9 protein-coding genes are annotated in these 12,512 nt (G+C 59.8%); 6 read left to right on the forward strand and 3 right to left on the reverse strand.

Annotated features, from left to right (window positions below):
* Nucleotides 1-34 precede the first annotated feature (34 nt).
* The gene (locus ACP7C6_RS15960) at nucleotides 35-1,264 is read left to right on the forward strand and encodes a multifunctional CCA addition/repair protein (protein WP_426108977.1); all 1,230 of its coding nucleotides are present in this window, start codon (nucleotides 35-37) and stop codon (nucleotides 1,262-1,264) included.
* A 57-nt stretch (nucleotides 1,265-1,321) separates the two neighbouring features.
* Here ACP7C6_RS15960 and folK read toward each other — a convergent pair whose 3' ends face one another.
* Nucleotides 1,322-1,840 (reverse strand): 2-amino-4-hydroxy-6-hydroxymethyldihydropteridine diphosphokinase, encoded by a 519-nt coding sequence (gene folK, locus ACP7C6_RS15965; RefSeq protein WP_028618169.1) that lies wholly within the window; start codon nucleotides 1,838-1,840, stop codon nucleotides 1,322-1,324.
* On the reverse strand, nucleotides 1,831-2,184 hold the full coding sequence (folB, locus tag ACP7C6_RS15970) for a dihydroneopterin aldolase (protein ID WP_015886183.1): 354 nt from the start codon (nucleotides 2,182-2,184) through the stop codon (nucleotides 1,831-1,833). The genes folK and folB overlap by 10 nt, the downstream gene beginning before the upstream one ends.
* Nucleotides 2,185-2,258: 74 nt before the next feature.
* On the opposite strand from folB, the gene plsY reads away from it, so the two are divergent.
* Nucleotides 2,259-2,828 (forward strand): glycerol-3-phosphate 1-O-acyltransferase PlsY, encoded by a 570-nt coding sequence (gene plsY, locus ACP7C6_RS15975; RefSeq protein ID WP_038843023.1) that lies wholly within the window; start codon nucleotides 2,259-2,261, stop codon nucleotides 2,826-2,828.
* A gap of 33 nt (nucleotides 2,829-2,861) precedes the next feature.
* On the opposite strand, the gene tsaD is transcribed toward plsY, so the two are convergent.
* Nucleotides 2,862-3,887: a tRNA (adenosine(37)-N6)-threonylcarbamoyltransferase complex transferase subunit TsaD gene (gene tsaD, locus ACP7C6_RS15980; RefSeq protein ID WP_028618170.1), complete on the reverse strand. Its 1,026-nt coding sequence runs from the start codon at nucleotides 3,885-3,887 to the stop codon at nucleotides 2,862-2,864.
* Nucleotides 3,888-4,089: 202 nt separating this feature from the next.
* Here tsaD and rpsU point away from each other — a divergent pair, with 202 nt between their 5' ends.
* From rpsU to ACP7C6_RS16000, 4 genes are all read left to right on the forward strand, one after another.
* Nucleotides 4,090-4,305 (forward strand): 30S ribosomal protein S21, encoded by a 216-nt coding sequence (gene rpsU / locus ACP7C6_RS15985; RefSeq protein WP_002551877.1) that lies wholly within the window; start codon nucleotides 4,090-4,092, stop codon nucleotides 4,303-4,305.
* Nucleotides 4,306-4,750: 445 nt separating this feature from the next.
* Nucleotides 4,751-6,724 (forward strand): DNA primase, encoded by a 1,974-nt coding sequence (dnaG, locus tag ACP7C6_RS15990; RefSeq protein WP_028618172.1) that lies wholly within the window; start codon nucleotides 4,751-4,753, stop codon nucleotides 6,722-6,724.
* A gap of 67 nt (nucleotides 6,725-6,791) precedes the next feature.
* Nucleotides 6,792-8,642 carry an RNA polymerase sigma factor RpoD gene (gene rpoD / locus ACP7C6_RS15995; RefSeq protein ID WP_028618173.1) on the forward strand — a complete coding sequence of 617 codons (1,851 nt, stop codon included), beginning with the start codon at nucleotides 6,792-6,794 and terminating at the stop codon, nucleotides 8,640-8,642.
* A gap of 121 nt (nucleotides 8,643-8,763) precedes the next feature.
* Entirely contained in the window at nucleotides 8,764-12,507 is a 3,744-nt protein-coding gene (locus tag ACP7C6_RS16000) for an EAL domain-containing protein (protein WP_426108978.1), read from the forward strand.
* Nucleotides 12,508-12,512 lie beyond the last annotated feature (5 nt).

Genomic DNA, 12,512 nt, shown 5'->3' on the forward strand with positions numbered 1-12,512 from the left:
GACGGTATCCTGTGCCGCTAATGGAGGCTTTTTCATGAAAATCTACAAAGTCGGCGGTGCGGTGCGAGATCGCCTCTTGGGTATCCCGGTGACCGATATCGACCGCGTCGTGGTGGGCGCGACTGCCGAAGAGATGCTCGCCAAGGGCTACAAGCCGGTGGGTGCTGACTTCCCGGTATTTCTGGACCCAAAAAACGGTGACGAGTACGCCCTCGCCCGTACTGAGCGCAAAAGCGGCCGGGGTTATGGCGGCTTTGTATTTCACGCCAGCCCCGAGGTGACGCTGGAAGAAGACCTGATCCGCCGCGACCTGACGATCAACGCTATGGCGGAAGACGACGACGGTAACTTGACCGACCCTTATCACGGTCAGCGAGATCTTGAAGCCCGCATTCTGCGCCATGTTTCTCCGGCGTTCGCCGAAGATCCCTTGCGAGTACTGCGTGTTGCACGCTTCGCCGCACGTTACGCGGCACTGGGGTTTACCGTCGCACCAGAAACATTTGAACTGATGCGCCAGCTCAGCGAATCCGGCGAACTGGAGGCGCTGACGCCCGAGCGCAGTTGGAAAGAAATTTCCCGCGCACTGATGGAAGACCAACCCGACGTGTTCATTCAGGTACTGCGCGACTGCAATGCGCTGAAAACCTTGATGCCAGAAGTGAATGCCCTGTTCGGCGTCCCACAACCCGAAGCCCATCACCCGGAAATCGACACCGGCATTCACACCTTGAGCGTGCTGGAACAAGCGGCCTTGCATCAGCAGCCCCTTACCGTGCGCTGGGCCTGCCTGCTGCACGACTTGGGCAAAGGCACGACCCCTGTGGATAAGTTGCCGCAGCACATCGCCCATGAACAGCGGGGTTTGGAGCTGATCAATGCCGTCAATGAACGCTTCAAGGTGCCAAGAAATTGCCAGGAATTGGCGTTGCTGGTGGGCCAGTATCACACCCACGGTCATCGTGCGCTGGAGCTGAAAGCCTCGACGCTGCTGGAGTTGCTGCAAAGTTTCGACGTTTACCGTCGGCCGCAGCGCTTTGAGGAATTCGTGGTCGCTTGCGAAATGGACGCCCGAGGCCGCAAGGGTCTGGAGCAGAGAAGTTATCCACAAGCGGATTATTTGCGTGGGGCCGCGAAGGCAGCTCGCGAAGTGGCCGTTGCACCCTTGCTGGAGAAGGGTTTCAAAGGCCCTGAGCTGGGCGAGGCGCTCAAGCGCGAACGGCTCAAGGCCCTAAAAATCTACAAAGAACACCACGCACTGTAGGAGCCAGGCTTGCCGGCGATAGCGAGCTCAGGAACGCCATCGTCGGCAAACCAGCTCCTACAGGAGAATGTTCGGCGTGAGTTGCTGGCCCTGCCATTCAAATGCGACAGGCGCCAGCACCTGGTCAATCTGCGCCTCGCGCCACAACTCGGCCAACGTCTTGCCCGCCTCAGGGTGCACTCGTTCAGGCGCCATCAACGACAGCGGCCACAGCACAAAGGCGTTCTTGAGGATTTCTACACGCGGCAGGATCAATCCATCGAAGTTACCCACCAGATCGCCGTACAACAGCACATCGATATCCAGCGGCAGGCCCTTGCGATCCGGCGCGTAGCGACCGTTGTCGGCCTCGATGAATTTCAACCGCCGGTCCAGCTCCATCAGCGGCAGGTCGGTGTAGGCCGACACCACCAGATTAAAGAACGGCCCGCTCTTGATGCCCACCGGCTGGCTTTCAAACACCGCTGAACAGCGCACATCCGTCAAAAAACTCGCCAGCGCATCCAGGCCAGCGCGGAGGTGAGACTCGCGCTCGATATTGCTGCCTAGACCTAGGTAAACCTGAGTTAGCGGCATCCGCGCTCGATCTCCACGCCCACACCCTTGGCAGCCGGAACGGCGCCTGGCTTGGTCAACTTGAGGTGCAACCAGGGAATCTGAAATTCACTCATCAGTACTTCGGCCAACCGTTCGGCAAAGGTTTCCACCAATTGGTACTGGGATTGTTCGGCAAAGGCCTGGATACGCGCAGATACACTGGCGTAATCCAGCGCCAACGTCAGGTCATCACCGGCCGCAGCCGGGCGGTTATCCCAGGCGAAGCTCAGGTCCAGGCGCAGGCATTGACGGATTCCGCGCTCCCAGTCGTAGGCCCCGATCACGGTGTCGACTTCCAGGCCTTCGATAAACACTCTGTCCAAGCACTCTTCTCCGCAGCACGACAAGGGCGCGATGCCCCGTTAGAATCAGGGCGTCCTCGCCCGGAATAGTTAGCATGTTTTGGTCACTGGCGATTTTCGCCTACCTGCTCGGCTCGCTGTCCTTCGCCATTTTGCTCAGCCGCCTGACGGGAAATCCCGACCCGCGAATGAGTGGTTCAGGCAATGCCGGCGCCACCAATATGTTGCGCCTGGCCGGCAAGAAACTCGCCGTACTGACGCTGCTGGGCGACCTCTGCAAGGGCCTGTTGCCCGTGCTGATCGCCAGCCTCGCCGGCCTGCCCCTGCAACAGCAGGCCTGGATCGGCGTATGCGCGGTCCTCGGCCACCTGTTTCCCCTATACTTCCGCTTTCGCGGCGGCAAAGGCGTCGCCACGGCAGCCGGCATGTTGCTCGGGATCTACCCGCCGGCGGCTTTGCTGGCCGTACTCGCCTGGCTGCTGACGTTCTACCTGACCCGCACCAGCTCGCTCGCCGCGTTGATCGCCACCCCGCTCACCCTGCCGCTACTGGCCTGGCAAGAACCGGCGGCACTGCTGCCAATGAGCGTGCTGACACTGCTGATCGTCTGGCGCCACCGGGGCAATTTACGCGACCTGTTTGCCGGGCGCGAACGGCATTTTTAAATACCGTCGATGAGCCCGGCCCACCTTGCAGCCTTACAACGGCGACAACTGCTCCATCGGCCAGCGCGCCTGCACGCTGATTGCCAGGCTTTCATGCTGACCAGCCTGCAGGCGCTGGCAACCGGCATAGGCGATCATCGCGCCGTTGTCGGTGCAGAACTCGGGGCGCGCGTAGAACACGTCGCCCTTCATGTCGCCGAGCATTTTTTCCAGCGAAGTGCGCAAGGCCTTGTTGGCGCTGACGCCGCCTGCGATCACCAGGCGCTTCATGCCTGCCTGTTTCAAGGCGCGCTTGCACTTGATGGTCAAAGTCTCCACCACGGCCTGCTGGAACGCCAGAGCGATGTCGCAACGGGCTTGCTCGCTGTCGTCTCCGGCGCTGACGCTTTGCTGCCAGGTGTTCAGCGCAGAGGTTTTTAAACCGCTGAAGCTGAACATTAGGCCCGGGCGATCGCACATCGGCCGCGGGAAGGTGTAGCGACCGGCAACACCTTTTTCGGCGAGGCGGGCGATTTCCGGACCACCGGGATAATTGAGGCCCATCATCTTCGCGGTCTTGTCGAAGGCTTCGCCGGCAGCGTCGTCCAAGGATTCACCCAAAAGGGTGTATTGGCCGATTCCGTCCACCTGAACCAACTGCGTATGGCCGCCGGAAACCAACAATGCGACGAACGGGAACTCTGGCGGTGTTTTTTCCAGCATCGGTGCCAGTAAATGGCCTTCCATATGATGCACGCCGAGGGCCGGAATGCCCCAGGCAAACGCCAGCGCCTGGGCGCAAGAGGCCCCAACCAGCAGGGCTCCGACCAATCCGGGGCCTGCGGTGTAGGCGATGGCGTCGATCTCGGTCGGCACGCAGCCGGCCTCATCCAGCACTTGGCGGATCAGGGGCAGCATGCGCTTGACGTGATCACGGCTGGCCAGCTCCGGCACCACGCCACCATAGGCACGGTGCAGGTCGATCTGACTGAACAGTGCATCGGCCAAGAGCCCGCGTTCACTGTCGTAAAGTGCGACACCGGTTTCGTCGCAGGAGGTTTCAAGTCCCAGTACTAGCATGGGTTTGCGCCTTGTAGAGGCTGAATTCGAAGGCGCGCATAATAGTCGCCACTCCCCCTCCCGACTAGCGGTTTTCGATCAGAGGCTTTGCATTCCGGGCAATGAGGGGTTAACATCCGCAACCCTTAAAAACCGACGACCTCAGCCGCGAATTTTTTGCGACGAGAACGTTGATCCCGGTAATGAAAGAAGGTAGCTCTGGATGCCAGCCGTCAAAGTTAAAGAGAACGAACCCTTCGACGTAGCTCTGCGTCGTTTCAAGCGCTCCTGCGAAAAAGCCGGTGTACTGGCTGAAGTTCGTAGCCGCGAATTTTACGAGAAGCCAACTTCTGAGCGTAAGCGTAAAGCAGCAGCCGCTGTTAAGCGTCACGCCAAGAAAGTTCAGCGCGAACAGCGCCGCGCCGTTCGTCTGTACTAATACACAGACGTTCGTAGCAAGCTTCTGCCAAGCCCGGCCCTCAGCCGGGCTAATGGCATTTGCGGATATCGCTTGATGCTTCACTGTTGACGCCGCACACGCGACCGATACAACTGCTTCACACGTCAGGACTGGCTCTTTTGCCAGCGGTGCACGTCTCTTCTGACGAGCCTATCAAGGCTACTGACGAGCACACTTATTCTTCAAACAGGCGATCAACTGTATCGACTGTGCCCGACGACGAGCTTCCGAGGCCGCCATTGGCCAAGACCGGGTGCCGGGGCAACATTTCCATGCCAAAAACCTGATTGAAACTAACGTCAGTGAATGAACGGCAGATACACTTCCTGAATGCCCAAGCAGACAACTGATGAACGAGCCACGCACTGCGTGCGCTTGAGCAATCATTGGGCCCTCATTGACACGCAGTGATGACGAGAACGCCATGGCCGGGCTGATTCCCCAGAGCTTTATTGACGACCTTCTGAACCGCACCGACATCGTCGATGTTGTCAGCTCGCGCGTGCAACTGAAAAAAGCCGGCAAAAACTACACCGCCTGCTGCCCGTTCCACAAAGAGAAAACCCCGTCATTCAGCGTCAGCCCCGACAAGCAGTTCTATTACTGCTTCGGCTGCGGCGCAGGCGGCAACGCCCTGGGTTTTCTCATGGACCACGACAACCTGGATTTCCCCCAGGCTATCGAGGACCTGGCAAAAGCCGCGGGCATGGAAGTCCCTCGGGAAGAAAGCGGGCGGCCGCACAAGCCGCGCCAACCTACTGATTCGCCGCTTTACCCGCTACTGACGGCCGCTGCCGACTTTTACCGTCAGGCGCTTAAAAGCCATCCGCAGCGCAAGGCCGCCGTCGACTATTTGAAAGGTCGCGGCCTCACCGGGGAAATTGCCCGGGACTTCGGCCTGGGGTTCGCCCCGCCCGGTTGGGACAACCTGTACAAGCACTTGAGCAGCGACACCCTCCAGCAAAAAGCCATGATCGACGCCGGCCTGCTGGTGGAAAACGCCGAGACCGGCAAACGTTATGACCGCTTCCGCGACCGGGTGATGTTCCCGATCCGCGACAGCCGTGGGCGCATCATCGCCTTTGGTGGCCGAGTACTGGGGGACGACAAACCCAAGTACCTGAACTCCCCGGAAACTCCGGTATTCCATAAGGGGCAGGAGCTCTACGGTCTGTTCGAGGCGCGCAAGAACAACCGCAACCTCGATGAGATCATCGTGGTTGAGGGCTATATGGACGTGATCGCGCTCGCCCAACAGGGCCTGCGCAATGCCGTCGCCACGCTGGGCACCGCGACCAGCGAAGAACACATGAAGCGCCTGTTTCGCGTGGTACCCAGCGTGCTGTTCTGCTTCGACGGCGACCAGGCCGGCCGCAACGCCGCCTGGCGCGCACTCGAGGCCACGCTGTCGAGCCTGCAGGACGGACGTCGCGCACGCTTCCTGTTCCTGCCCGAAGGCGAAGACCCGGATACCCTGGTCCGCTCCGAAGGCACTGACGCCTTCCGCGCGCGCATCAACCAGCATGCTCAACCGCTGGCCGACTACTTCTTCCAGCAACTGACCGAAGAAGCCGACCCGCGCTCCCTCGAAGGCAAGGCCCACATGGCCACCCTCGCGGCGCCGCTGATCGACAAGGTTCCCGGCGCCAACCTGAAATCACTGATGCGCATGCGCCTGCAGGAAATCACCGGGTTAAGCGGCGAAGCCGTCAGCCAACTGGTGCACAACGCGCCGCATGACGCACCGCCGCCGACCTACGACCCAGGCATGGATTACGACGCCATGCCGGACTATTCCGACTTCCATCAACCGCAGGAGGCCTACGCGCCCCAGCAGGAATGGACACCGAAAAAGTCTGGCAGCGACGGCAAGAAATGGGAAAAGAAACCCTGGAGCAAGAATGGCAAGCGCGGTGACCGTGACGAGGCTTATGCCCCGCGAACGCCTGTCGCCGTAGAAGCGCCAACGCTCATTGCCCTGCGCACGCTCATCCATCACCCGCAACTGGCGGAAAAGGTCGAGAGTGCTGATCATTTTGCCAATGCGAGCAACACTTACGCCCAGGTATTGATCGCCTTGATCGAGGCGGTACAGAAAAATCCTAAGCTAAACTCAATCCAGTTGATGGCGCGCTGGCACGGCACCGAACAGGGCCGACTATTGAAAGCCCTCGCGGAAAAGGAGTGGCTAATTGACGGCGATAACCTTGAACAACAGTTTTTAGACACCATTACTAGGTTATCCGCGGGTCAGCACACGCAGACCCTCGATGACCTGATCAAGAAAGCAAGGCAGCCGGATTTATCGGCTGAAGAGAAGATTCAGATAGCAAAACAGATGCGCGACCTCTTAAAACAGAACGTTTGCGCATCAAACCCGACCTCAACTGGCGCGTGAGGTCATAGCTCAGGTATAATCCTCGGCTTGTTTTTTGCCCGCCAAGACCTTCAGTGGATAGGGTGTTATGTCCGGAAAAGCGCAACAGCAGTCTCGTATCAAAGAGTTGATCGTTCTCGGTCGTGAGCAGGGTTACCTGACTTACGCGGAGGTCAACGACCACCTGCCTGAGGATATTTCAGATCCAGAGCAGGTGGAAGACATCATCCGCATGATTAACGACATGGGGATCAACGTATTCGAAGCTGCGCCAGATAAGGATTCCCTTATGCTGGCGGACGCCGATACCGACGAGGCTGCCGCTGAAGAAGCGGCCGCCGCGCTGGCTGCTGTGGAGACCGATATCGGTCGTACCACCGACCCTGTGCGCATGTATATGCGTGAAATGGGTACCGTCGAGCTGCTGACACGCGAAGGCGAAATCGAAATCGCCAAGCGTATCGAAGAGGGCATCCGTGAAGTGATGGGCGCAATCGCGCACTTCCCTGGCACGGTTGACCATATTCTCTCCGAGTACACCCGCGTTACCACCGAAGGTGGCCGCCTGTCCGACGTGCTGAGTGGCTACATCGACCCGGACGACGGCATTGCGCCGCCTGCCGCCGAAGTGCCGCCACCAGTCGATGCCAAGGCTGCGAAAGCGGACGACGACTCCGAAGACGACGACGCTGAAGCCAGCGGCGACGACGAAGATGAAGTTGAAAGCGGCCCAGACCCAATCGTCGCTGCCCAGCGTTTCGGTGCGGTTTCCGATCAAATGGAAATCACCCGCAAGGCCCTGAAAAAGCACGGTCGCGCCAACAAGCAGGCAATCGCCGAGCTGCTGGCCCTGGCTGAGCTGTTCATGCCGATCAAGCTGGTGCCGAAGCAATTCGAAGGCCTGGTTGAGCGGGTTCGCAGCGCCCTGGAGCGTCTGCGTGCACAAGAGCGTGCGATCATGCAGCTCTGTGTCCGTGACGCGCGCATGCCGCGTGCCGACTTCCTGCGTCAGTTCCCGAGCAACGAAGTAGATGAAAGCTGGACCGACGCACTGGCCAAGGGCAAGGCGAAATACGCCGAAGCCATTGGTCGCCTGCAGCCGGACATCATCCGTTGCCAGCAAAAGCTGCAAGCATTGGAGACCGAAACCGGTCTGACGATTGCCGAGATCAAGGACATCAACCGTCGCATGTCGATCGGTGAGGCCAAGGCCCGCCGCGCGAAGAAAGAGATGGTTGAAGCGAACTTGCGTCTGGTGATCTCCATCGCCAAGAAGTACACCAACCGTGGCCTGCAATTCCTCGACCTGATCCAGGAAGGCAACATCGGCTTGATGAAGGCTGTGGACAAGTTCGAATACCGTCGTGGTTACAAGTTCTCGACTTATGCCACCTGGTGGATCCGTCAGGCGATCACTCGCTCGATCGCCGACCAGGCCCGCACCATCCGTATTCCGGTGCACATGATCGAGACGATCAACAAGCTCAACCGTATTTCCCGGCAGATGTTGCAGGAAATGGGTCGCGAACCGACCCCGGAGGAGCTGGGCGAACGCATGGAAATGCCTGAGGATAAAATCCGCAAGGTATTGAAGATCGCTAAAGAGCCGATCTCCATGGAAACCCCGATTGGTGATGACGAAGACTCCCACCTGGGTGACTTCATCGAAGACTCGACCATGCAGTCGCCAATCGATGTCGCCACCGTTGAGAGCCTGAAAGAAGCGACTCGCGACGTGCTGTCCGGCCTCACTGCCCGTGAAGCCAAGGTACTGCGCATGCGTTTCGGCATCGACATGAATACCGACCACACCCTTGAGGAAGTCGGTAAGCAGTTTGACGTGACCCGTGAGCGGATCCGTCAGATCGAAGCCAAGGCGCTGCGCAAGTTGCGCCACCCGACGCGAAGCGAGCATCTGCGCTCCTTCCTCGACGAGTGATACCAGAACCCCCGGCCCAGGCCGGGGGTTTTGTTTTGTATCGATAAAACCTTGCGCAACACCCCTCCCCCGCAATGCCCGTCTACACTCGAAACATTCCCCGTGCCATAACGAGACCGTTATGCCCAGATTGCCGGCTGTGTTTTTGCTGTGGCTGCTGACCTGGACCGCAACGGCTGGCGCGTTGACTCTTAGCGATGATGAGCGTGACTGGCTGGCGGACCATCAGGAGTTGCGCCTCGGGGTGGATGCGTCATGGCCACCCTTTGAATACCGTGACGAAAGTGGCCGCTATCAAGGCTTGGCGGCAGATTATGTGCGCCTGATCCAGGATCGCCTCGGCGTGCGCGTCAAGTTGATTGAGCCTGCAAACTGGAGTGCGGTCCTGGAGCAAGCCCGCAACAACCAACTCGACCTGCTGCCGGGCATCATGTCCACACCGGAACGCCAGGGCTATATGGCGTTCACCCGGCCTTATCTGGACTTCCCCATCGTTATCCTGGCCCATGAGGGCGGCGCCAAACCGCGCACCCTGAAAGACCTCTACGGCTTGAAGATTGCCGTGGTGGAAAACTACGCCCCCCATGAGCTGCTGCGCACCCATCACCCCGATCTCAACCTGGTGGCCATGCCAAATGTCAGCTCGACGTTGCAAGCCCTGGCCACCGATGAAGTAGATGCAGTGGTCGGCGATCTCGCCTCCAGTGTCTGGAGCCTGCGCCAACTCAAGCTCGATGGCTTGTACGTCAGCGGCGAAACGCCCTACCGCTACCAATTGGCAATGGGTGTACCGCGCGATAACAAAATGCTGGTGGGCGTCCTGGACAAGGTGCTCGCCGACCTCAGCCCGCAAGAAACCGATGCCATCCAGCAGCATTGGGTCGGCAGCTTTACCGATCACCGCACCTTCTGGACCGACCTGCTGCTTTACGGCCTGCCTGCCGTGCTGTTGCTGAGCACCGTGTTGGCCGTGGTGATTCGGATCAACCGTCGTCTCAGTTCGGAAATTTCCCGCCGTGTCGCCCTCGAACAGGAGCTGCGCAGCAGCGAGTACCACTATCGCGGTTTAGTGGAGAGCCTGTCCGCCATCGCCTGGGAAGCCAATGTCACCGATTTCACCTACAGCTACGTGTCGCCCCACGCCGAAGAATTACTGGGCTATCCGCGCGCCCATTGGCTGATCCCGGGGTTCTGGCGCAACATCATTCACCCCGCCGACCTGACCCGCGCCGAAGCCTACTGCTATCGCGAAACCCGCGCCAACCGTGACCACAGCATTGATTACCGAGTGATCACTGCTGACGGCCGTTGCTTGTGGGTGCGCGACATTGTCAGCCTGATCGAACATGGTCATGAGCCGGTTCTGCGCGGCTTGATGATCGATATCAGTGAGGCTAAGCGCACTGAAGAGGCGTTGCAGCTGTCCGAGCAGAAATTCGCCTCGGTGTTCCAGCAATGCCCGGACATGCTGGTGATTGCACGGCTGTCTGATGGCTGCCTGCTGGAAGTGAACAAGGCATTCGAAGACCAGATTGGCCTGACGGCCGAACAGGTCGTTGGTAAAACCGCCACCGAGTTGAATATCTGGGGCATCAAGGGCGTCGGTCCCGACCTGCTGCAACGGGTGCAGACCACTAGCATCCGCAACCTGGAAATGCCCTTTCTGCGCAGCAATGGTCAGGCGTTCACCGGGCTGATCTCCGCCGAGCCGTTCCAACTCGACACCACCGAGGCCATCGTTGTGGTGGTGCGCGATATCACCCAACTCAAGGAAACCCAGCAACAACTGCAAACCTCCGAAGAGAAATTCGCCAAGGCCTTCCACGCCTCCCCCGACGGCTTGCTGCTGAGCCGGCAGCGCGATGGGTTGTTGATTGAAGTGAACGACGGTTTCAGCCGGATCACCGGCTTCACCAGCGCCACCTCTCTCGACCAATCCACCCTGGACCTGGGCATCTGGGTCGACCTCAACGAACGCAAACACATGCTCGAGATGATGCAGCGCGATGGTTTTGTGCGTGACTTTATCTGCCATATACGCCGCAGCGATGGGCAGATCCGCTTGTGCGAGCTGTCCAGCCGCCCGCTGCCGATTGGCGATGAAGACTGCATGCTGACCATCGCGCGGGACATCACCGAGCGCCAGCTGATGCAGGAAAAACTGCAACAAGCCGCCACGGTGTTCGAGAGCACCGCCGAAGGCGTGTTGATCACAGACACCCGGCAGAACATCAGCGCCGTCAACCGTGCCTTCACCGAGATCACCGGCTACAGCGAGGCCGAAGCCCTCGGCCACACCCCGCGCCTGCTGGCCTCCGGCCTGCATGACAGCGCCTTCTACGCCGCCATGTGGCACCAGTTGACCGCCCAGGGACACTGGCAAGGCGAGATCTCCAACCGCCGCAAGAACGGCGAGGTGTACCCAAGCTGGTTGACGATCAGTGCCGTGCGCAACCGCCACCAGTTGATCACGCACTTCGTCGCGGTGTTTGCCGACATCTCCAGCCTCAAGCTGGCTCAAGCCCGCCTCGACTACCAGGCGCATCACGACCCGTTGACCGGCCTGCCCAACCGCACGCTGTTCGAAAGCCGACTGCAAGCGGCCCTCAACGGGCACCAAGAAACGGGCAAACAAGGCGCCGTGCTGTTTCTCGACCTGGACCGCTTCAAACACATCAACGACAGCCTCGGCCATCCGATCGGCGACTTGCTACTCAAAGACATCGCCGTGCGCCTCAAGGAACAACTGCGCGACATCGACACCGTCGCCCGCCTGGGCGGTGACGAATTCATCATCCTGCTCCCCGGCCTGCAGCACGCCAGCGACGCCCAGTACCTGGCCAATAAACTGCTGGCCTGCTTCACACCCCCATTCCAGGCCGGTGAGCACGAGTTTTTTATCAGTGCCAGCATCGGCACCAGCCTCTACCCCGAGGACGGCACCGACGTCGCCACCCTGGTCAAGAACGCCGACGCGGCGATGTATCGCTCAAAGGCCAAGGGCCGTAACCGGGTCGAAAGCTATACCCGCGACCTGACTGCCCAGGCCAACGAACGCGTGGCACTGGAGCACGAACTGCGCCGCGCCATCGAGCGCGATGAGCTGAGCCTCTACTACCAACCCAAGCTGAGCCTGATGACCCACGAACTGATCGGCGCCGAAGCCCTGATACGCTGGCGCCACCCCACCTTTGGCGACGTTCCCCCCGAACACTTCATCGCCCTGGCCGAAGAAAACGGCATGATCCTGCAGATTGGCGACTGGGTGCTGGAACAAGCCTGCCGGCAAATACACGCCTGGCAAGGCCACTTCGACGATTTCGGCCCGCTGTCGGTCAACCTGGCCGGCGCGCAATTACGTCACCCCGGCTTATTGGGCCGCATCAAACAGCTGCTGCATGACTACCAACTCGACCCCGGTCGCCTGCAACTGGAGATCACCGAAAACTTCATCATGAGCCAGGCCGAAGAAGCGCTGGAGGTGTTGCACCAGCTCAAAGAGCTCGGCGTACAGCTTGCCATTGACGACTTTGGCACCGGCTATTCATCCCTCAGCTACCTCAAGCGCCTGCCCCTGGACTTCCTCAAGATCGACCAATCCTTCGTCCGCGGCCTGCCCGACGACCCCCACGACGCCGCCATCGTCCGCGCCATCATCGCCCTGGGCCACAGCATGCAATTCACCATCATCGCCGAAGGCGTGGAGAACCCCGCACAGCAAGCTTTCCTGGCTGCTGAAGGCTGCGAACAGATGCAAGGCTACATCGTCAGCCTGCCGCTACCGCCGGAGCTTTTTGCTGCTACGTTTCTTCGTATGCGCATTGAGGATTATTCGGATGGCACAGCGGGGAAACCATCGTTATAATCCGC

This window comes from Pseudomonas sp. TWR1-1-4, from assembly GCF_049897165.1.
Lineage (GTDB): Bacteria > Pseudomonadota > Gammaproteobacteria > Pseudomonadales > Pseudomonadaceae > Aquipseudomonas > Aquipseudomonas canadensis.